The sequence below is a fragment of the Micromonospora sp. BL1 genome, assembly GCF_003667485.1.
Taxonomy (GTDB): Bacteria; Actinomycetota; Actinomycetes; order Mycobacteriales; family Micromonosporaceae; genus Micromonospora; species Micromonospora tulbaghiae.
Genome location: NZ_RCVK01000171.1, coordinates 1 through 20,227, shown reverse-complemented (window position 1 = coordinate 20,227; position 20,227 = coordinate 1). Strand labels below are relative to the sequence as shown.

Here is a 20,227-nt window from a genome sequence, read left to right as displayed (position 1 = left end):
GCCCCGCCGGACGGTCACCGTCCGGCGGGGCCCTCGCTCTCCAACCGGCCGGCGCGCGCGTGCAGCAGGTCGTGCACCTGCGCGATGTCCCGGGGCGAGGTGCGGGCGGCCAGCCAGTACATGATCCCGGTCGGGATGAAGAAGAGCTGGAACGCGGCCAGCCCGACCGCGTAGTTCAGCGGCGGCGGGAAGGCCGCCCGCAGCGCGGCGAACGCCACCCCGACCAGCCCGTTGCCCGCCGCCCGGCCCACGCCGTTGACCAGGTTGCCCAGGCTGTAGACGGTGCCCCGGTGCTCGGGCGGGTTGACGTCGGCGATCAGGGCGAACCAGTTCGGCGAGTTCGCCGACGTCAGCGCCAGCGCCACCACGGCGGTGAGCAGGCTCAGCCCCACCGACGGCTCGGTGAACACGCTGGACAGCACGGCAGTCACCACCGCGCCGGAACCGGCGCCGTCGGGGACGTCGATGCGGATCGGCACGAAGAACAGGACCAGGTAGAACGGCAGCGCCGCGAGGATGCCGACGGCCGCGACCATGGCCCGGCCGCTGGGCGTACGCCGTTGCAGCGCGTCGCCCACCAGACCGCCCACGATGGACAGCACGCCGCCGAGCTGGAACAGCGTGGCGAAGACGCTGCCCACCACCACCGCCGTGGCGGGCGAGTAGCCCTGCGCCTCGGCCCGCTGGCTGAACAGCACCGGCAGCCAGACCAGCGAGCCGAACGCGGCCTGGGCGGTGAGCCCCTGGAGGATCAGCCAGCGGTTGGTCCGGCGGGCCAGGATCCGGGGCAGGTCGGCACGGCTGATCCGGTAGTCGTACTCGTTCCCGGCGTCGATCGCCCCGGCCAGCTCCGGTTCGCTCTGCCCGCGCCGGATGTCGTAGGTGAACAGGTACGCCACAGTGGCGGCCAGACCCACGCCGGTCAGCAGCAGGAACGGCCGTCGCCAGTCGGTCGCGCCGAGCACGCCGCCGAGCAGCGTCCCGGCCAGCGTGCCGACGCCCTGGGACAGGCCCCAGAAGCTCATCACCAGGCCCCGGCGGCGCGGTGAGATCAGGTCGGTGACCACCGAGAAACCGACCGACCCCACCGCGCCGAGCCCGACCGCGCCGACGAACTGCGCGATCAGGAACGTCGCGTACCCACCGGCGAGCGCGCTGCCGCCGGTGCCGGCCGCCCAGAGCAGCGTGCCGACCATGAGCAGCGGCTTGCGGTCGGTGCGGTCCCCGACGTACGCCCAGCCCACCGCCGCCACCGCGCTGACCAGGAAGCTGACGGCGGTGACCAGGCCGAGCATCCGCTGGGGTACGTCCAGCGCGGTGGAGATCGGCCCGTACAGCGGGGGCACCAGGCCGATCGCCACGTTGTCCAGCGAGGCGAGCACCACGAAGACCACGACGCTGTAGAACCGGTGTGCCGCGTTCCCGCGCCGGGAGATCCTGGTGCCCGTCATGCCGGGCAGCAAATCAGGTGCAGGTCACCTGCGCAGCACGACCCCCCGTACCGGCGTCATCCCCGCGCCTCGGCGTAGCGCTCGCGGATGGCGGGCACCGCGTCGCCGGTGTACTCCTCGGTGTCGCCGATCGACCAGGCGGGCGGGGTGTCGCCACCCAGCGCCACCCAGGCGGCCTGCCGGGCCGCGCCGTCGGCCACGTACTCCCCCGGCGGCGGCACCACCACCGGGCGGCCGAAGACCTGCGGCGCGATCCGGCGCACGGCCGCGGACCGGGCGCCGCCGCCGACCAGGATGATCCGGTCGGCGCGGGCGCCCTGCGCGATCAGCGCGTCCAGGCCGTCGGCCAGCCCGCAGAGCATGCCCTCGACGGCGGCCCGGGCCAGGTGCGCCGGGGTCGAGGTGCCGAGCGTGAGGCCGTGCAGGGTGCCGGTGGCGTGCGGCCGGTCCGGCGTCCGCTCCCCCTCCAGGTACGGCACCAGCACCAGCCCGTCCGCACCCGGCGGGGCGGACAGGGCCAGCTCGCCGAGCGTGTCGAGGTCGACGCCGAGCAGCGTCGCGGCGGCGTCCAGCACCCGGGCCGCGTTGAGCGTGCACACGAGCGGCAGGAACCGGCCGGTCGCGTCGGCGAATCCGGCCACCGCGCCACCGGCGTCGGCGGCCGGCGTGTCCGCCACCGCGAACACGGTGCCGGAGGTGCCGATCGAGACGACCACGTCGCCCGGACCGGCCCCGGCCCCGAGCGCCGCGGCGGCGTTGTCCCCGGTGCCCGGCCCGAGGAGCACCGGACCGGCGGCACCGGTTCCCGGGCTCCCGGCCGTACCGGACGCCGCGCCGCCGCCGAGCACCGCCGGGTCGAGGTGCCCGGCCGCCTCGGCCGGGCCGAGCACGACCGGCACCTTTGGGCGCCGGCCGAAGGCCCGCTCCAGCAGGTCCAGCCGGTACTCGCCGGTGCGCGGCGACCAGTAGCCGGTGCCGCTGGCGTCGCCCCGGTCGGTGCGCAGCGCGTCCAGGCCGGGAGCGCCCGCCAGCCGCCAGGTGAGCCAGTCGTGCGGCAGGCAGACCGCTGCCACCCGGTCGGCGTTGTCCGGCTCGTGCCGGGCCAGCCAGCGCAGCTTCGTCGCGGTGAAGCTGGCCACCGGCACCGCGCCGGTCGCCTCGGCCCAGAACCGGCGGCCGGTCTCCCCGCCGCCGGCCTCCTCGACCAGTTCCCGGGCCGCGTCGGCGGAACGGGTGTCGTTCCACAGCAGCGCCGGGCGGACCACCTCGCCTGAGGCGTCCAGGCAGACCATGCCGTGCTGCTGGCCGCCGACCGAGACGGCTGCCACGTCGGCCAGGCCACCGGCCTCGGCGACCGCCGCCCGCAGGGCCTCCCACCAGGCGTACGGGTCGACCTCGGTGCCGGGCGGGTGCGGCGCGCGGCCCTGCCGGACCAGCGCGCCGGTCTCCGCGTCCCGGACGACCACCTTGCAGGACTGGGTCGACGAGTCGACCCCCGCGACGAGCGGCATGGCGGCCCGCCTCAGCGCGCGCCGAGCACGTGCTCGACGGCGAGCTGGTTGAGCCGGACGAAGCCGAAGCCCTTCGCCCCGGCGGCCTCCGGGTCGAACTCCTCGAACGCGGTCCGGTCGGCCAGCAGCTCGCGGTAGCCCTCACCGGGGTTGAGCGTCGGGGTGGCGAGCTCGGCCACCCGGGCGGCGGCGAGCGCCTCGACCACCTCCGGGTCGGCGCGGAACGCCGCGGCCCGCTCCTTGAGCAGCAGGTACGTCCGCATGTTCGCCTCGGCGGAGGCCCACACGCCGGTCATGTCCTCGGTGCGGGACGGCTTGTAGTCGAAGTGGCGCGGGCCGTCGTAGGCCGGGCCGCCGTTCGGGCCGCCGTGCTCCAGCAGGTCGACCAGGGCGAACGCGTTGAGCAGGTCGCCGTGGCCGAAGACCAGGTCCTGGTCGTACTTGATGCCGCGCTGGCCGTTGAGGTCGATGTGGAACAGCTTGCCCTGCCAGAGCGCCTGGGCGATGCCGTGGGCGAAGTTCAGCCCGGCCATCTGCTCGTGCCCGACCTCCGGGTTGAGCCCGACCATCTCGGGGCGGGCCAGCGTGGAGATGAAGCCGAGCGCGTGCCCGACGGTGGGCAGCAGGATGTCGCCCCGGGGCTCGTTGGGCTTCGGCTCCAGCGCGAAGCGCAGGTCGTAGCCGTTGTCGACGACGTACTCGCAGAGCAGGTCGACCGCTTCGCGGTAGCGGTCCAGCGCGGCCTGGACGTCCTTGGCGACGTCGTACTCGGCGCCCTCCCGGCCGCCCCACATGACGAACGTCTTCGCGCCCATCTCGGCGGCGAGGTCGATGTTGCGCAGCACCTTGCGCAGCGCGTACCGGCGCACGTCACGGTCGTTGCTGGTGAAGCCGCCGTCCTTGAACACCGGGTGGTTGAACAGGTTGGTGGTGACCATCGGCACGACCAGGCCGGTCTCGTCGAGGGCCTTGCGGAAGCGGCTCAGCCGGGCGTCGCGGGTGGCCGCGTCCGCGCCGAACGGGACCAGGTCGTCGTCGTGGAAGGTGATGCCGTACGCGCCCAGCTCGGCGAGCCGGTGCACCGCCTCGACGGCGTCCAGCTCGGGGCGGGTGGCGTCGCCGAACGGGTCGCGGGCCGGCCAGCCCACCGTCCAGAGGCCGAAGGAGAACTTGTCCGCGGGGGTGGGGCGGGGTGCCATGGCAGACCTCCAGGTGGTGGTGTCGTCCGCGATTTGTTCAGCGGTTGAATTAAATGGCGGCGATGTGGCAGTGTCAAGAGGTGACAAGCACCAGCACCGCCGGGGCGGTCCGGCAGGGCAGCCTGCGCGAGTTGAACCTCGCGGTGGTGCTCCGGCGGATCGCCGCCGCCGAACGGCCGCCCTCGCGCGCCGGGATCGCCGCCGACACCGGCCTCACCCGGGCCACCGTCTCCGCCGTGGTGGACGACCTGATCGCCGGCCGGCTGGTCGTCGAGGCGGAGCCGGAACCGCGTACCGGGGCGGGCCGCCCGGCCCGGGGCCTCGTGCTCGCCTCCGACGGCCCGGCCGGGCTCGGCCTGGAGGTGAACGTCGACTACCTGGCGGCCTGCGTCGTCGACCTCACCGGCACGGTCCGGCACCACCTGGTCCGCCGCGCCGACCTGCGCCCGGTCTCCCCCGCCGACGCGCTCGCCCGGCTCGCCGCGCTGGCCGCCGAGGCGCGCGCCGCCGCCGTACGCGACGGGCTGACCCTGGCCGGCGCGGCGCTCGCCGTGCCCGGCCTGGTGGGCGACGGCGGCCTGGTCCGGCTCGCGCCGAACCTCGGCTGGCGGGACGTGGACGTGCCGGCGCTGCTCGCCGGTCATCCGCTGGCCGAGCCGGTCGACGGGGTGCCCCCGCTGGTGGTCGACAACGAGGCGAACCTGGCCGCACTCGGCGAGCTGTACGCCGGCCCGGGCGGCGCGCGCAGCTTCCTGCACGTCACCGGCGAGATCGGCATCGGCGCCGGGATCGTGCTCGACGGCGCGCTCTACCGGGGCGCACGCGGCTGGAGCGGAGAGATCGGTCACTTCCCGGTGCAGCCGCAGGGCCGGCCGTGCCGCTGCGGCGGCCAGGGCTGCCTGGAGCGGTACGCGGGCCAGGAGGCGATCCTCGCCGCCGCCGGGCTGCCCGGCGCGGAACTTCCGGCGGACACCGCCGCCACCCGGCTCGCCGACCTGGCCGAAGCCGGTGACCCGGCCACGCTGACCGCCCTGACCGACGCCGGCACCGCCCTCGGGATCGCCGTCGCGGGCGTGGTGAACCTGCTGGATCTGGACACCGTGGTGCTCGGGGGCGGATACGCCCGGCTCGCGCCCTGGCTGCGGCCGACGGTGGAGGCGGAGGTCTCCCGGCGGGTGCTCACCGCCGGCTGGGCGCCGGTCACGGTGCGTCCGGCAGTGCTCGGGGCGCAGTCCGCGGCGGTCGGCGGCGCCGGCTCGGTGGTCCGCCGGATCGTCGACCGGCCGGTGGGCTGGCTGGCCCGGACCACCTGATCCGGGATGATCCTGGACGGGCATTCCGTGCCTGCGCTCGGTACGCTTGCCGCCAGGCAACATGTCGCCGAGTGAGGGGTGCACCGACAGCATGCGCAGGGGTCGACCGACCGAAGCGCCCGGCCACCGGAGGTGACCGCCGCGCGCCGGGGCGGTGTCGCGGGGCCGGTCAGCGGCGGTGGACACGCCTCGCGGAGACGGCCCCGGCGGGTTGCCGAGGCCGCGCTGCCGGCTGACGACCACCTGGCCCGGGAGCTGCTGGACGGGCTCGCCGAGGCGGTCGTGACCGTCGACCACGGCGGGGTGGTGACGCTCGTCAACGCGATGGCCGCCGACCTGCTCCCCGAGGTGACGCCCGGCGTCGACCTGAGCGCGTGCCGGGTGCCGGCGCTGGCCGACGCGGCCGCCGCCGGGTCGGACGCGTTCGAGACCGACCACCACGGCCGGCGGCTGCGCGGCGTGCGGCGTCCCCTGGCCGACGACCGCAGCGCCTGGTACGTCCGGGACGTCACCGAGGAACACGCGCGCACCGACGCGCTGCTCGCCGAACGGTCGCGCACCGCGTTCCTCGCCGAGGCGGGCAGCCGGCTCGGGCTGTCCCTGCACCGCGAGCAGACGCTGCGTACCGCCGTGACGCTGCCGGTGCCCTACCTGGCCGACGCGGCAGTCGTGGTGCACCGCCCGCCGCCACCCGCCGAGGACCAGCCGCACTGGATCCGGTACGCCACCGGCGACCCCGGCCCGGTCACCGGCCTGGCCGGCTGGCCCACCGTGGAGTCGGTGCCCGGCCTGGTCGAGGCGCTCGACGGCGACCTCACCGAACCGAGCCCCTGGCTGGACGCCGAGCTGGCCGACCTGGCCGAGGTGCTGCCCGCCGGATTCGGCCGCCCGGGCACCGTGCTGATCAGCCCGATGCCCAGCGCCGGTGGTCCGGCCGGCGCGCTGGTGCTGGCCCGCCGCCGGGAGCGGCCCGGTTTCGACAGCCGGGAGATCGGCCTGGCCCGGGAGTTCGCCGGCCGGGCCGGCGCCGCGCTGGCCGCGGCCGAGCTGTACGGCGAGCAGGCGCACCTGGCCCGGGTGCTCCAGAACAGCCTGCTCCCGCCGGCGCTGCCCCGCCTGCCCGGGATGACGCTCGCCGGCGGTTACCGCGCCGCCGGGGACAGCCTGCGCATCGGCGGCGACTTCTACGACCTGTTCCCCACCGGCGACGGCGGCCTGTTCGCGCTCGGCGACGTCTGCGGCAAGGGCGTCGGCGCGGCCGTGCTGACCGGCCGGGTCCGCCAGTCGCTGCAGACCCTGCGCCTGGTCGAGCAACGCCCCCGGGAGCTGCTGGAACTGCTCAACCGGGCGCTGCTGGACGCTCCCGACGCGGCCCGCCGGGCCCAGTTCACCACGCTCCTGCTCGGTGCGCTGCGCCGCGAGCCGGACGGCGGGCTGCTGATCCGGGTGGCAGGTGGCGGGCACCCGTCGCCGCTCGTCGTCCGCGCCGGCGGCGGCGTCGAGACGGTCCGGGTGGGCGGCATGCCGGTGGGCGCGCTCACCGACGCCCGGTTCGCCGACAGCGAGGTACGGCTGGCGCCGGGTGACCTGCTGCTGGCGTACACCGACGGGGTGACCGAGGCCCGGGGCGGCCCGACCGAGCCGGCCATGTTCGGCGACGCCCGGTTGCGTCAGGCGCTCGCCACCGGCGCCGGGCTTCCACCCGCCGCGCTCGTCGACCGGGTGCTCCAGCTCGTCGACGAATGGCTGGACGGGCAGCCCCACGACGACATCGCCATGCTCGCCGTGGCGGCCGGGTGACGCCGCCGCCTCACCGCCCCACCCCCGCGGCCGGGCGCCGGATCGGGCCGGAGACGCTCGCCGCGTACCTCGACCGCCTGGACGCCGCCGACGGGGCCGGCGCGGTCGCGCTGGCGCGCGGCCTGCTGGCCGACGGCTTCTCGGTCGCGGACGTCCTGGTCGACCTGGTCGCGTCGGCGCAGCGGGAGGTCGGCCGGCGCTGGCTCACCGGCTCGTGGAGCGTCGCCCAGGAGCACGCCGCCACCCACGTCAGCGAGCAGGTGGTGGACGCGCTGGGCGCGACGGCCGGCCCGCCGCGGCGCGGCCACGTGGTGATGGCCTGCGTGGAGGGCGAGTGGCACGCGCTGGCCGCCCGCATCGTCACCGAGGTGGTCCGGGCGGCGGGCTGGCGGGTCACGTTCCTCGGCGCCAGCGTGCCGGCCCGGCATCTGGTCTCCTACCTGCATCAGACCGGCCCGGACGCGGTGCTGCTGAGCTGCGTGCAGCCGAACCGGCTGGTCCGGGCGGCGCGGATGGTGGAGGCCAGCCGCGCGGCCGGGGTGCCGGTCCTGGCCGGTGGTCCCGGCTTCGGCCCGGACGGCCGGTGGGCCACCGCGATCGGCGCGGCGGGCTGGGGCGCCAGCGCCCGGGACGCGGTGGCGCTGCTGGAACGGCCGCTGTCGGCCGCGCACACCGGAGCGCCGCCGCCCCCGCCCGACGACTCGTACGTGGCGGTGCTGCACCGGCGGCGTGAGCTGGTCGGGCTCGCGCTCGCCACTGTGGACCCGCCCGAGGAGCACGCCGAGGATGTCGCCGCCGGAATCGCGCACCTGGTGGACGCACTGATCGCGGCCGTGCGGGTGGACGACGACCGGCTGCTGCGCGACTTCGTCGGGTGGCAGGAGGAGGCGCTGACGTCCCGGGGCGGCCGGGCGCTGCTGGACGAGGTGCTCGGCACGCTGGAGCGGGCGCTCACCGAGCATCCCCGGGTGGTGGCCCGGTTGCGGGCCGCCCGCGAAGGCGCGCCGGACGATCCCGGCCGGGCCGGCTGAGTCAGGCGGTGCGGGCCACCGGAGGCTCGCCGGCCGGCCCGACCGGGTCGCCGATCCGTTCCCCGGAGGGCTGCAGCATCGGCCAGCCCTCCGCCACGGTGGCCTCGCCGCGCCGGCCCACCTCGTCGAACTCGCGCATGCCGCGTACCAGCGCGGCCCGGCCCTCCGGGCTCATCCCGGCCAGGATCCGCTCCAGCCGGCGCCGCCGGTCGGCACGCAGCTCGGCGAGGAGCCGTAGGGCGGCGGGCGTGAGGTGCAGCGAGATCTCCCGCCGGTCGTAGCGGCCCGGCTCGCGCTCCAGCATCCCGGCCGCGACCAGCCGGTCGCACAGCCGGCTGGCGGAGGAGAGCAACATGTCGGTGAGCGTGGCGAGACGGCGGAGGTTGATGCCGTCATACTGCTCGACGACCATGATCGCGCGTAGCTGGGCACTCGACAGCCGGCTGGTGGTGCGCTCCCGGGCGGCCTCCCAGACGGCGAGCAAGGTGCCGGCCGCCTCGTCCAGGGCGGCGGACGTACTCGTTTCAGGTCCCCGGGGACCGCGCTCTTCGGTCATGGTGGGCCCGAGACTACTCCCCGGATCTGCCCGGCGACCTGTGCAAAGGAGCAAAGATGAGCGGAGCGGAGGGCCACGCGCGCCGGGTCCTGACCGAGGCGCCGACGGATCTCATCGTGGATCGGCTCGCCGCCGAGCTGGCGCGCACGTACGGCGTCACCCGCACCGAGCTCTACCAGGTCGACTACCGGCTCGCCGAGCTGCTGCCGCTGGGTGACGGCGCGGCGGTCACCGGCCCCGGCCACCCGGCCTGGCGCGCCTTCGACCACCAGGAGCCGGTGATCGCCGACGGCGTCGGCTGGTTCCCGGTGGGCATGCGCGGCGAACGCCGGGGCGTGCTCGAGGTCTCGCCGGTGCCCGCCGACCCGCACGCCCGCCGGGAGCTGGACACCATCGCCACGGTGCTCGGGCACGAGCTGAGCGCGGTCATGGCGACCACCGACATCTACCGGACGGCGCGGCGCAGCCGACGGCTCACGCTGGCCGCCGAGATGCAGTGGGAGCTGCTGCCCGGGCGCAGCCGGATCCGCCCGTCGTTCAGCCTGGCCGGGCAGCTGGAGCCGGCGTACGCGGTGCGCGGGGACAGTTTCGACTGGTCCGACGACGGCCACCGGCTCTGGCTGGCGGTGCTGAACGGCTACGGCGAGGGGGTGGCCGCGGCGCTGCTCGCCTCGCTGGCCACGTACGCGCTGCGCAACGCGCGCCGGGCCGGGCTCGACCTGGCCGACCAGGCCGCGCTGGCCGACCAGGCGATCTACGCCCAGCACCGGGGCGAACAGCACGTCTCCGTGCTCCTGATCGAGCTGGACCTGGCCACCGGCGAGCTGACCGTGGTCGACGCCGGTTCGCCGCGGTTGCTGCGGCTGCGGGCCGGCGAGGTGACCGAGCAGGAGCTGGACAAGCAGTTCCCGCTCGGCATGTTCGAGGGCACCGACTACCGCCCGCAGCGGTTCCGTCTGGAGCGCGAGGACCGGCTCTTCGTGGTCAGCGACGGCGTGATCGAGGCCACCACCGAGCAGGTGCGCTACGGCGAGGTGGCGCTGGACCGGTTCCTGCGCCGGACCGGGCCGATGGAGCCGCTGGACGCGGTCCGGTCGCTGATCGGCGACCTGCGGGCCTTCGTCTCCGGTGACCTGGTGGACGACGCGGTGGTGGTCTGCCTGGACTGGCTGGGGCCGCAGCCCTGACCCGCCCCTCTCAGTACGCGCCGCGGCTGTTGACCACCGCGCCGAACGTCTTCCAGAGGATGGTCAGGTCGGCGGCCAGCGACCAGTTCTCCACGTAGTAGAGGTCCAGCCGGATGCCGTCCTCCCAGCTCAGGTCCGACCGGCCGCTGACCTGCCAGAGGCCGGTCATGCCGGGCTTGACCAGCAGCCGGCGTGCCACGTCGCCGTCGTACCGGGCCACCTCGGACGGCAGCGGCGGGCGCGGGCCGACCAGGCTCATCTGGCCGAGCAGCACGTTGACGAGCTGGGGCAGCTCGTCCAGCGACCACTTGCGCAGCAGCCGGCCGACCCGGGTGACGCGCGGGTCGTCGCGCATCTTGAACATCAGGCCGTCGGTCTCGTTGCGCGCGGCCAGCTCGGCGAGCAGGGCGTCGGCGTTGACCACCATGGTGCGGAACTTGAAGACGCCGAACTCCTCGCCGCCCTGGCCGACCCGGGTCTGCCGGAACAGCACCGGACCGCGGCTGTCGATCTTTATGGCGAGCGCGATCACGATCAGCAGCGGCGCCAGCACGAGCAGGGCGATCGACGAGATCGACCGGTCGACGAAGCCCTTGACCAGCTTGCGGGCGCCGCGGAACTCGGGCGCCTCGACGTGGATCAGCGGCAGGCCGGCGACCGGACGGGTGTGGATGCGGGGACCGGCCACGTCGGTCAGCGCCGGTGCCACCACCAGGTCGACGCCGGTACCCTCCAGCTGCCAGCCGAGGCGGCGCAACCGGGTCGCGGTCAGCTCGCCCGAGGCGGTGACCGCCACCGTGTCGGCGCCGATCGCGGTGGCGGCCTCCGGGATGCCCCGGAAGCTGCCGACCACCGGCACGTCGCCCAGCCGCTGCGGCACCGGGGCGAGCAGCGCGTCCGGGATGCACGCGCCGACCACCTGGTAGCCGGCGTACGGCTCCCGGCGCAGCGTGTGCACCAGCTCCAGCACGTGCGCGGTGTCGCCCACCACGAGCACCTTGCGGGACCAGCCGGCGCCCCGGTCGCGGGCCCGGTGCAGCCGCTTGCGGGCCGCGAACCGCGCCACCTCCAGCCCGATCGTGCCGACGGCGAAGGAGATGGCCAGGAAGCCCCGGGAGACGCCGACGTCGGCGATGTACCCGGCGATGGCGATGCCGCCGGCGAGCCGCATGCTGGCCGCGCTGACCCGGCGGTACTCGTCGGCGCCGTAGCCGAGCACCTGGTCGTCGTAGCACCGCATCGCCTTGAGCGAGACGAGCCAGACCAGCAGCAGCACCGGGGCGACCACCACGTACGGGATCTCGGAACCGGTCGGCTCCTCGTCGCCGAACCGGGCCAGGTAACCGACCAGGATGGCCACCGCGAGCACGGCGGTGTCCAGCACCACCAGGACCCGGATGTAGGCCCGCTCCGCTGCTCGCGTCGTCTTGCCCGGGCGTTCACCACCGGGTCGCGACGACGTGGCAGGAGTCAACAGCGTCGCCGAGGTCACCGGCCCTCCCCACTTCGCTCAGGACCGCCCCGTCCCCGCCCGGCTCCGGTGTGGAGCCCGCGGTCGAGGCACCCGGTCATCATGCCTGGACAATTATGGTTACCGATTGATTCGGACGCATTACCGTCAGTTCTCATCCCGCGCCTTGACCCGGGAAGCCTTCCGCCGTACCGGATTTCCGGTACGGCGGAAGACTAGCGCTGAGCTTCAGGTCAGCGGGGGGCGGGCGGCCGGAGCGCGATCGCCCGGAGGAAGATCTCGCCGATCTTGCTGGGGTCGGTGGTGACGAAGGCGCCGCCGCCGGTGACCTTGGTGATCGACTCCAGCTCGGCCCGGTTCACCTCGGTGCCGATGCCGATGATGACGACCTGGACCGGCTGCTCGTCGTCCTTCAGCTTCTTCAGCTGGTCCAGCAGCTCCTTCTGCGAGATGCCGTTGTCGTCCTCGTTCTTGCCGTCGGTGAACAACACGATCGAGTTGACCTTGCCCGGCTCCCAGTCCTGCTGCACCTTCTTGTACGCCGCGAGCATGGTGTCGTACAGGCCGGTGTCGCCGCTTGAGGGCTTGATCGAGGCGAGGCCGCGCTGCAGCGCCCCCCGATTGCTCGACAACGGCTTTATTCCGACCAGCTCGCTCCAGTCCTGCGAGCCCTGGAGGTTGGTGGAGAACGTCCAGAGGCCGATCGACCAGGAGTCGTCGAACAGTCCGAGGCCCTGGCTCGCGGCGGCGACGGTGACCTGCTCCCGGCTGGCGCCGTTGGCGGTCGCGACCGGCTTCTTCATCGAGCCGGAGACGTCGATGACACAGAGCATCCGGCCCGACTGCGTGGCCACCGACCAGGTCGTGGTCGCGGTCGAGATGGCACCGGGGTCGAGGTCGGCCGCGCCGCCCTGACCCGACGGCGGCACCTGGCTCGCGCCGCCGTTGGCCGGGCTCGGCGCGCCGGTCGGGGCCTGGAAACCCCGCCCCCAGTTGCCGTCCGGCGCGCGCAGCGCCTGCGCGGCGAGCCGGTCCTTGAAGGCCGGCGTACGCAGCACCTCGAAGAGCACCTTGGCGGCGGACGCCTTGGCCGGCTCGATGCCGGGCAGCACCGCGAACGGGTAGTCCAGCGGGATCGGCGCCGGCTCCAGGTAGAGCGCGGCGAGCCGGATCGGCGGCTTGGTGCTGTTGTAGGCGATCACGTCCTCCTCGGACAGCGCCGCTGCCCCCAGCCCGTTGGCGATCGCCGTCGGGTCCGACGAGCGCGGGAACCGCGCGAGGAGGTCCTGCCGCAGCGAGGAACGGTTGGTCGCCAGCGCACGCAGCGCACCGACCATCGCCTCCTGTGCCTTCGGCGAGCCGGAGTCGCCGGTGGAGCTGGCCGCGGCGGTCAGCGACAGCAGGCCGGACAGGCCGGCCGCGTCCTGGGTCGGCTCGACGATCCCGGCCCGCAGCGGCTTGCTGGCGGTGACCTGGGTCAGCAGGTCGGACCAGCGCAGCTTCTTGTCCGGCCACCCGATGCGCGAGGCCACCGGCTCGGGCAGCGCCACCACGACCGGGCTGCGCGCGATCGAGGCACCGTTCGTCGGCGCGAACGCGCTGGCCCCGCCGCTCTTGAGCCGGACCAGCCAGGTCGACGAGTCCGGCACCCAGACGTCGGGGGTGACGGCGGTGCCGCTGGCCTGCCCGACGCCGGCGAGCGTGGCGCCGTGCTTGCTCGCCACCGCGGCGGCCACCTCGACCGACTCGGACGAGGAGACGTTCACCGCGATGCACGTTCCGCTCACCGCCGCGCCGTCGGAGACCCACTGGTCGGCGGCGGCGCGCACCGCGGGGGCGATCTCCGGGGCGGTCGCCACCGACAGCTCGAGCCGACCCGAACAGTTCGGGCCGGCCAGCTGCTGGTAGCCGAACCAGGAGCCGGCTACGACGGCGACCAGGGCGGCCGCCACGGCGGCGGCACCTGCTCCGCGGAGGTGAGAACGCATGCGATGGCGGCCAGACACGGTGACCATCTTGCGTACCTCGTGGGGTTACCACCACAACCGTTCGGACGAAAGTTACGCAGCAGAAACAGTTGATCACCTAACCCATACGCTAAGTTACCGGTCAGTCATTTATGGTGATGTCAATCCACTTCGGACTATCATCCGGTCACCGTTCGGTCACGGCAGGACGCACGCCGGGCTCGCCACCGGCACCGGCTCCCCCACCGGCTCGGGCACCCCGCCGTCCGGATCGACCCGGAAGATCCTGATCATGTCAGCCCGCTCGTCCGCCACGTACAGGTGCGCACCGGCGAAGGCGAAGTGCCGGGGCCACTCGCCGCCGGTGTCGACCTCGGCCACCAGCTCCGGCGCGGCCCCGTCCAGCGCGAAGACAGCGATCGTGCCCACCCCGCGGTTGCCCACGTAGAGGAAACGCCCCCCGGGCCCGACGGCCACCTCGGAGGGCTGGACGTGCCCGGTCCGGCCGCTGGCGTCGACACGCGTCGACTGCCGCGGCCCGTCCGGCGTCAGCTCGTACGCGGTGACCGTGGCGTCCAGCTCACCGACCAGCCAGCAGCGCCGCCCGTCCGGATGCCGGGCCAGGTGCCGGGGTCCGGTTCCGGGCGCCGTCCGCAGCCGCGGCTCCCGCTCGGCCAGCCGGCCGGTGGACGCGTCGACGTCGTACCGGTAGACGGAGTCGGTGCCCAGGTCGACAGCGAGCAGCCCGCCCCCGGCCGGGTCGGGCGAGACCATGTGGCAGTGCGCGTGCTCCTGCCGCTGCGGGTCCGCGCCGTGGCCGGAGTGCCGGACAAGGTCGGTGCGCTCCCCCGGCACGCCGTCGGCGCCCAGGCCGAACACCGCCACGCTGCCGCCGCCGTAGTTCGCCACGAACAGGTGCCGCCCGTCCGGGGCGACCGCCACGTGGCACGGCTCCGCGCCACCGGTCTCGCGGACGCCCAGCGGCGTGAGGTCGCCGTCCGGGGCCACCCGGAACGCGCTCACCAGCCCGTCGGGCAGCTCGTTGCACCCGTACAGCACCGGCAGCGCCGGGTGCCGCACCAGGAACGACGGCGACGGGGTCACCGCCACGACGCCCAGCGGGGTCAGCTCCCCGGTCGCCCGGTCCCGCCGGGCCGCCACGACGCCCTCGGCCCGCCCGCCCGTCTCCGCCGTGTAGCCGCCGATGTGGACGATCTCGTCCTGCCCGGTCACCGCTCCCACCTCTCGTCGGTCCTGCCTGCGATCCAACCAGAGGCTTCCCGGTGGCGCGCCCGGTCAGTCCCGCCGGGCCCGACGGATCGGGCGCGGGGTGCTCAGCCCACCGGCACCGGCTCGCCGCGCTGCCGCGCCACGTGCTCGACCAGCGAGATCAGCACCAGCTTGCCGGACTGCCGCTCCCGGGCGTCGCAGAGCACGAGCGGGACGTCCGGATCCAGGTCCAGGGCGTCGCGGACCGCCTCCAGGCCGAACCGGCGGGAGCCCTCGAAGCAGTTGACGCCCACCACGAACGGGATGCCCCGCTGCTCGAAGTAGTCGATCGAGGGGAAGCAGTCGGCCAGCCGCCGGGTGTCGGCGAGCACCACCGCGCCGAGCGCGCCGAACGCCAGCTCGTCCCAGAGGAACCAGAACCGGTCCTGGCCCGGGGTGCCGAACAGGTAGACCTGGAGGTCGTCGTTGATGGTGATCCGGCCGAAGTCCATCGCCACCGTCGTCGTCGACTTCTGCTCGACCCCGGAGACGTCGTCGGTGCCGAGCCCGGCCCCGGTCAGGACCTCCTCGGTCTGCAACGGCCGGACCTCGCTCAACGCGCTGACCAGCGTCGTCTTTCCGGCGCCGAAGCCACCGGCGATGAGGATCTTCAGAGCCAGCGGCACCCGGGGCGCCCCCGGCTCCCGGTCATAACGCACGGAGTCCACTGACCACCGCCTTGAGGATGTTGTCGTCGGGCAGGTACGCGGTGGCCGGTGGCCGGTGCACCGCGACGAGCTCATGGGCGAGAAGGTCGCCGAGCAGCACCCGGACCACGCCCACGGCGAGGTCCAGGTCGGCGGCGAGGTCGGCCACGGCCTTTGGCCGCCGGGCCAGCTCGATCAGGCGGCGGTGCTCCGGCTGGAGCCCGGGCGTACCGGCCGGGTCCGCGCCGGGGGCGGCGAGCACGAACGCCAGCAGGTCGAAGCCGTTGACGGGTGGGCGTACCCGGCCGCCGGTGAGCGTGTACGGGCGCACCACCGGGCCGGCGTCGGCGTCCAGCCACTCGTGCTGCGGCCCCGGCGACTCAGCGCGCATCGGTCCGCTCCCCCGCCACCCGGCTCGGCGCGGCCAGGTTCTCCCCGACCCGGATGACGAGCATCGCCATCTCGTACGCCACCAGGCCGATGTCGGCGTCGGCGTCGCTGGCCACCGCCAGGCAGGCGCCCTGCCCGGCGGCGGTCACGAACAGGTAGGCCGACTCCATCTCCACCACCGTCTGGCGGACCGCGCCGCCGCCCAGGTGCCGGGTGGCGCCCTTGGCCAGCCCGGAGAAGCCGGACGCCAGCGCGCAGAGGTGTTCCGCGTCGGTCCGGTCCTGGTCGGTGGAGGCGCCGAGCAGGAGCCCGTCCGCCGAGAGCACCACCGCCTGGCGGGCGGCGGGAACACGCTCCACCAGGTCGTCGAGCAGCCAGTCGAGATCGGCGTTCTGCCGCGTCGTGTGCACCACTAGGCGTCCCTCTCAGTCGCGGTTCGTTGGTCCGGCGCCGGCGGGGCGGGCTCCACGGCCGGCCCCGCGGTGGTGGACGGCGTACCGGTGTCGCGCGGTTCGGTGGCGGGGGTGGCCGGGCCGGTTCCGGCGGCGCGGGAGCCGTCCCGGCGTCCGCGCGCGGTGCCGGCCTGCAACGCGGACATGGCCCGGCGGGCCTCCTCCGGGGTGCGGTGGGCCGGGGTGTCGGCGACCGTCGCGCGCGGACGCGCGGTCGCGCCGCGGCGGCGGATCCGGCGGGGCAGGCCGTCGTCGTCGGCGGGTGGTTCCACAGTCGAGGCGCGCGCCGACTGCAACGGGACGACTGTGTTCTCCGACCGGTCCCGGCCCGGCCGGGTCGGCCGCCCCGGCCGGGGCACGGTGGTCAGCCGGGTCACCTTGGCCAGGCGCCGGCGTTCCGGCCCGGCGGAGGCGTCCGCGCCCACCGGCGGCTCGTCGGTGATCAGTTCCGACGGTACGAACACCGAGGCGACGATCCCCGCCGGGCGGGACGGCCGCAGCTCCACCCGTACGCCGTGCCGGGCGGCCAGGCGCGCCACCACGAACAGTCCCAGCCGGGCGCTGCCGGCCGGGTCGAACTCCGGCGGCTCGGCCAGCTTGCGGTTGGCCTCGGCCAGGGCCGGCGCGGACATGCCCAGCCCTCGGTCGGTGATCTCGATGGTGTAGCCGCCCGGGACGCTCCGGCCGGTGACGTCCACCCGCGTGCCGGGCGGGGAGAACGCGGTCGCGTTCTCGATCAGCTCGGCGAGCAGGTGGATCACGTCGCCGACGGCCCGGCCCAGCACCCCGGCGGATGCCACCTCGCCCACGTCGACCCGGTCGTACGCCTCGACCTCGGAGATCGCGCCGCGCATCACGTCGACAGCGGCGACCGGGCGCCGCCAGCCGCGTCCGGGCGCGGCACCGGCGAGGATGACCAGGTCCTCGGCGTGCCGCCGCAGCCGCGTCGCCAGGTGGTCGACCTGGAACAGTCCGGCAAGCTCGTCCGGGTCCTCGGTACGCCGTTCCAGCCGGTCCAGCAGCGCCAGCTGCCGGTGCACCAGTCCCTGGCTGCGGCGGGCGAGGTTGAGGATCACCTCGTTGAAGCCCCGGCGCAGCGTCACCTCGTCCACGGCGGCGCGGACCGCGGTCCGGCGCACCTCGTTGAAGGCGCGCGCCACCTGGCCGATCTCGTCGCCGCCGTGGTCCAGCTCGGGCGCCTCCCGGGCCACGTCGACCTCCTCGCCCCGGCGCAGCCGCGCGACCACGTCGGGCAGCCGGCGTTCGGCCACCTCGGTCGCGGCGGCGCGTACGCCGGTCAGCCGCTGCGCCAGCGACCGGCCGACCCGCAGCGCCACCAGCACGCACACCACGATCGCGATCAGGCCCAGCACACCGGCGGCGGCGAGCTGGACGAGGATCCGGGTGGCCATCGGCACCGACCGCTCGGCCAGGGCGTCGGCGCCGCGCAGCTCGAAGTCGCGCAGGCTCTGCCACACCTCGGCGTGACCGGTGTCCCACGCCCGCATGTCGAACCGGGCGGGCAGCGCGGGCGAGCGGATCAGGCCGTCCTGGAGCGCGCGCAGCCGGAGGAACCCGGCGCCCTCGGTCATCCGCTGGTACGCGGTCCGCTCCCCGGGCGGCAGGTCGGCGACCGCGATCTCGGCGAGGAAGCGCTGGTTCTCGATTGTGCGTACGAGTTGCTCGTGCTCGCCCTCGGCGTACCGGCCCGCGGTGACGGCGCCGGCCAGCAGCGCGTCGGCCTGGCCGAGCAACTCCCGGGAGCGGCCCAACGCGGTCAGCGCCGTGGCCTCCCGGTTGAGCTGCGCGTCGGGCAGCGCGGCCATGGCGCCGAACGCCTGGAACGCCGAGCCGATCATCCCGCTGTAGAGGCCGACGGCACCGGCCCGGTCGACCTTCCGGTCGTCGATGAACACCCGCCCGGCGGGCAGCGCGTCGAGCGCCGAGACCAGTTGGTCGAGCCGGTTGTCGAGCTGGGCGTCGGCGACGTCACGCAGGTCCCCGCCGTCGACCTTGCGGCGCAGCTCGACGATCGCGTCGTCGGTGCGTACCCGCTGCTCGGTCAGCTCCGGGAGGGCACGGGCACCGGCGAGCTGGACCACCGACAGCCGCCGCTCCCGTTGCAACTCCGCCACCACGGCCTCGCCCGGACGGCCCAGGTCGTAGAGGAGGGTACGCGCGGAGAGCAGGTCGAGCGCGGGCCCGAAGGTGAGCGTGGTGGCGAAGATCCACAACGCCAGCAGCCCGGTCACCGGGCCGATGACCAGCGCGGTCAGCTTGGCGCGGATCGGCCAGTCACGGGTGTTCAATCAGACCTCGCCCGGGAAGGTGTCGCTCGGTGGCGCCGGCAGCGGCCGCCGTTTCGCCGGCCACGACGCCGGGCCCCGGCCCGGACGCCTTGGGCAGGATACGTAATCCGGGGCGGATGCACTACCGGCCGTCTCGGCTCTCACTACGGTCCGAGACGGGCACGACGGGCTCAGTCGGACACCGCTGCGGCACCGGACGGCGGTCGCGGCAGCGCGCCTTTTTCCCGGCCGGGGCGGAAAGTGCCGCACAACGGGATTGGCGATCACCCGCACGAGGGAATACCAGCGTGCGAAGGAGGAGCCATGTCGTCCACCCAGGTAGTCGTCATAGTCATCGTCGTCGCCGTCATCGCCGCGCTCGTCGCGGTAGCCGTGGTCGCCAGCCGCCGCCGGGCGCTGCGGGAACGTTTCGGCCCCGAGTACGACCGGGCCGTCGCCGAGCAGGACAGCCGCAGCGCCGCCGAGCGTGAGCTGCGGGAACGCGAGCGCCGGCACGCCGAGCTGGAGCTGACCCCGCTGAGCCCGGAGTCCCGGGCCCGCTACGCCGCCGCCTGGGAGGAACTCCAGGTGCGCTTCGTCGACTCCCCCGCGGAGACCGTCGGCGAGGCCGACGAGCTGGTCAGCAGCCTGATCGCCGAGCGCGGATACCCCACCGGGGACTTCTCGGACCAGATCGCCCACCTCTCCGTCGAGCACGCCCGCACGCTCACCCACTACCGCGACGCCCACGAGATCCGGCAGCGCAACGAGCGCGGTGAGGCCGGCACCGAGGACCTCCGGCAGGCGCTCGTGCACTACCGGGCCCTCTTCGCCGACCTGCTCGGCGAGGACCCGGTGCACACCTCCACGCAGCAGCCGGAGCAGCGCCACCCCGACCACGACCACGACCACGACGTCCCGAGCCGCTGAGGAGGCCGCCGCCATGCGCCAGGAGGAACAGCAGGTCACGCAGGACCACCCCGAGGCCGTCCGGTCCGCACCGGTACCGGTGCCGCAGCCGGGCGAGCACACCGACGCCGACCGGCGCGACGCCGACCGGGCCGACGTGCCCGAGGACGCGCTGGACGACCGGGGCACCTTCGACGACCCGGCGGTCGCCGACCAGCGGCGTGACGCCGAGGTCGACGAGACCCGCGCCTACGACGCCGGGGAGCTGCGCGACGCGGCCGACCGGACCGACGACGACGGGCGGCCCCCGTTCCACGAGCCGGCGCCGCTGCCGACGGCGTTCGGCGCGGCCACGGTGGGCGACGCGGTCGCCGCCTCGGCCCTGGCGAGCGGCCGCCCGCAGGACGAGCGCGACGCGCGCGGCGAGGACACCGCTGCGCCGGGCGACGGCGCGCCGGGACGCACCGACCCGCTGGACGACGAGCGGGCCGACCCGACCGCCGGGGACCGCCTGCACGACCGGGACCGCTGGGACGCCGAGCACTCCGGCACCACCGACCAGGACGTCGACGGCGACGGCCGGGACGACCGCACGGTGGACACCGACGACCGCATCGACGGCGTCGTCCGGGACGACGCGGCGGCCGACGGCGCGGTCGGGTACGGCAGCGCCGAGCCCGGCCTGGTCGACCCGGACGCCGAGCCCGTCCCCGCCACCGACGACGCCGACCGGCGGCACGGGGTGGACACGGCCACCGCCGGCGCGGCGGCGGCCGTGTCCACCCC

At 75.0% G+C, this 20,227-nt stretch carries 17 protein-coding genes; 6 read left to right on the top strand and 11 right to left on the bottom strand.

The annotated features are described in order from the left end of the window. Positions 1-14: 14 nt before the first annotated feature. From EAD96_RS06720 to xylA, 3 genes are read right to left on the bottom strand one after another with little or no spacing between them, the layout of a single operon-like run. Complete coding sequence (locus EAD96_RS06720; protein WP_121683637.1) at positions 15-1,451, bottom strand: MFS transporter; 1,437 nt, start codon at positions 1,449-1,451, stop codon at positions 15-17. A 56-nt stretch (positions 1,452-1,507) separates the two neighbouring features. Beyond that, positions 1,508-2,962 (bottom strand): xylulokinase, encoded by a 1,455-nt coding sequence (xylB, locus tag EAD96_RS06715; RefSeq protein WP_121683636.1) that lies wholly within the window; start codon positions 2,960-2,962, stop codon positions 1,508-1,510. Between the two features lie 11 nt (positions 2,963-2,973). After that, the gene (gene xylA / locus EAD96_RS06710; protein ID WP_013288170.1) at positions 2,974-4,161 is read right to left on the bottom strand and encodes a xylose isomerase; all 1,188 of its coding nucleotides are present in this window, start codon (positions 4,159-4,161) and stop codon (positions 2,974-2,976) included. A 53-nt stretch (positions 4,162-4,214) separates the two neighbouring features. Here xylA and EAD96_RS06705 point away from each other — a divergent pair, with 53 nt between their 5' ends. The 3 genes from EAD96_RS06705 to EAD96_RS06695 all read left to right on the top strand — a co-directional run bounded on the left by EAD96_RS06705 (position 4,215) and on the right by EAD96_RS06695 (position 8,305). Further along, complete coding sequence (locus tag EAD96_RS06705) at positions 4,215-5,474, top strand: ROK family protein (protein ID WP_121683635.1); 1,260 nt, start codon at positions 4,215-4,217, stop codon at positions 5,472-5,474. A gap of 78 nt (positions 5,475-5,552) precedes the next feature. After that, the gene (locus tag EAD96_RS06700; protein WP_233585498.1) at positions 5,553-7,274 is read left to right on the top strand and encodes a PP2C family protein-serine/threonine phosphatase; all 1,722 of its coding nucleotides are present in this window, start codon (positions 5,553-5,555) and stop codon (positions 7,272-7,274) included. Further along, a complete protein-coding gene (locus EAD96_RS06695; RefSeq protein ID WP_233585496.1) occupies positions 7,271-8,305 on the top strand; it encodes a B12-binding domain-containing protein in 1,035 nt (344 codons plus the stop codon). Before EAD96_RS06700 ends, EAD96_RS06695 begins: the two co-directional genes overlap by 4 nt. Position 8,306: 1 nt before the next feature. Here the strand turns inward: EAD96_RS06695 and EAD96_RS06690 are convergent, their stop codons facing one another. Continuing rightward, positions 8,307-8,861, bottom strand: a complete 555-nt coding sequence (locus tag EAD96_RS06690; RefSeq protein ID WP_120573475.1) for a MarR family winged helix-turn-helix transcriptional regulator — start codon at positions 8,859-8,861, stop codon at positions 8,307-8,309. 56 nt (positions 8,862-8,917) lie between these two features. Here EAD96_RS06690 and EAD96_RS06685 point away from each other — a divergent pair, with 56 nt between their 5' ends. Beyond that, positions 8,918-10,048 carry a PP2C family protein-serine/threonine phosphatase gene (locus tag EAD96_RS06685; protein WP_120573474.1) on the top strand — a complete coding sequence of 377 codons (1,131 nt, stop codon included), beginning with the start codon at positions 8,918-8,920 and terminating at the stop codon, positions 10,046-10,048. Between the two features lie 10 nt (positions 10,049-10,058). On the opposite strand, the gene EAD96_RS06680 is transcribed toward EAD96_RS06685, so the two are convergent. The 7 genes from EAD96_RS06680 to EAD96_RS06650 form a co-directional block, all read right to left on the bottom strand. Continuing rightward, positions 10,059-11,540 (bottom strand): sugar transferase, encoded by a 1,482-nt coding sequence (locus EAD96_RS06680; protein WP_120573473.1) that lies wholly within the window; start codon positions 11,538-11,540, stop codon positions 10,059-10,061. Positions 11,541-11,752: 212 nt separating this feature from the next. Beyond that, positions 11,753-13,507 carry a substrate-binding domain-containing protein gene (locus EAD96_RS06675; protein ID WP_199733083.1) on the bottom strand — a complete coding sequence of 585 codons (1,755 nt, stop codon included), beginning with the start codon at positions 13,505-13,507 and terminating at the stop codon, positions 11,753-11,755. A gap of 177 nt (positions 13,508-13,684) precedes the next feature. After that, positions 13,685-14,719 (bottom strand): lactonase family protein, encoded by a 1,035-nt coding sequence (locus tag EAD96_RS06670; RefSeq protein WP_199733082.1) that lies wholly within the window; start codon positions 14,717-14,719, stop codon positions 13,685-13,687. Between the two features lie 101 nt (positions 14,720-14,820). After that, positions 14,821-15,423 carry an ATP/GTP-binding protein gene (locus tag EAD96_RS06665; RefSeq protein WP_047890560.1) on the bottom strand — a complete coding sequence of 201 codons (603 nt, stop codon included), beginning with the start codon at positions 15,421-15,423 and terminating at the stop codon, positions 14,821-14,823. Then, positions 15,404-15,793, bottom strand: coding sequence for a DUF742 domain-containing protein (locus EAD96_RS06660; protein WP_121683633.1), 390 nt, complete (start codon positions 15,791-15,793; stop codon positions 15,404-15,406). Before EAD96_RS06660 ends, EAD96_RS06665 begins: the two co-directional genes overlap by 20 nt. Continuing rightward, complete coding sequence (locus EAD96_RS06655; protein WP_013288181.1) at positions 15,783-16,205, bottom strand: roadblock/LC7 domain-containing protein; 423 nt, start codon at positions 16,203-16,205, stop codon at positions 15,783-15,785. The genes EAD96_RS06660 and EAD96_RS06655 overlap by 11 nt, the downstream gene beginning before the upstream one ends. Next, positions 16,205-18,553 carry a nitrate- and nitrite sensing domain-containing protein gene (locus EAD96_RS06650; protein WP_121683632.1) on the bottom strand — a complete coding sequence of 783 codons (2,349 nt, stop codon included), beginning with the start codon at positions 18,551-18,553 and terminating at the stop codon, positions 16,205-16,207. The genes EAD96_RS06655 and EAD96_RS06650 overlap by 1 nt, the downstream gene beginning before the upstream one ends. Before the next feature lie 303 nt (positions 18,554-18,856). On the opposite strand from EAD96_RS06650, the gene EAD96_RS06645 reads away from it, so the two are divergent. Beyond that, positions 18,857-19,462, top strand: a complete 606-nt coding sequence (locus EAD96_RS06645; RefSeq protein WP_120573468.1) for a hypothetical protein — start codon at positions 18,857-18,859, stop codon at positions 19,460-19,462. Between the two features lie 13 nt (positions 19,463-19,475). Beyond that, positions 19,476-20,227, top strand: a 752-nt coding sequence (locus EAD96_RS06640; protein ID WP_121683631.1) for a hypothetical protein, incomplete at its 3' end; no start/stop codon positions are given.

Bases quoted from the DNA above. Each gene is read 5' to 3' on its own strand.
- EAD96_RS06720 (WP_121683637.1), bottom strand. From the start codon at position 1,451: ATGACGGGCACCAGGATCTCCCGGCGCGGGAACGCGGCACACCGGTTC.
- xylB (WP_121683636.1), bottom strand. From the start codon at position 2,962: ATGCCGCTCGTCGCGGGGGTCGACTCGTCGACCCAGTCCTGCAAGGTG.
- xylA (WP_013288170.1), bottom strand. From the start codon at position 4,161: ATGGCACCCCGCCCCACCCCCGCGGACAAGTTCTCCTTCGGCCTCTGG.
- EAD96_RS06705 (WP_121683635.1), top strand. From the start codon at position 4,215: ATGGCGGCGATGTGGCAGTGTCAAGAGGTGACAAGCACCAGCACCGCC.
- EAD96_RS06690 (WP_120573475.1), bottom strand. From the start codon at position 8,861: ATGACCGAAGAGCGCGGTCCCCGGGGACCTGAAACGAGTACGTCCGCC.
- EAD96_RS06685 (WP_120573474.1), top strand. From the start codon at position 8,918: ATGAGCGGAGCGGAGGGCCACGCGCGCCGGGTCCTGACCGAGGCGCCG.
- EAD96_RS06675 (WP_199733083.1), bottom strand. From the start codon at position 13,507: ATGCGTTCTCACCTCCGCGGAGCAGGTGCCGCCGCCGTGGCGGCCGCC.
- EAD96_RS06660 (WP_121683633.1), bottom strand. From the start codon at position 15,793: ATGCGCGCTGAGTCGCCGGGGCCGCAGCACGAGTGGCTGGACGCCGAC.
- EAD96_RS06645 (WP_120573468.1), top strand. From the start codon at position 18,857: ATGTCGTCCACCCAGGTAGTCGTCATAGTCATCGTCGTCGCCGTCATC.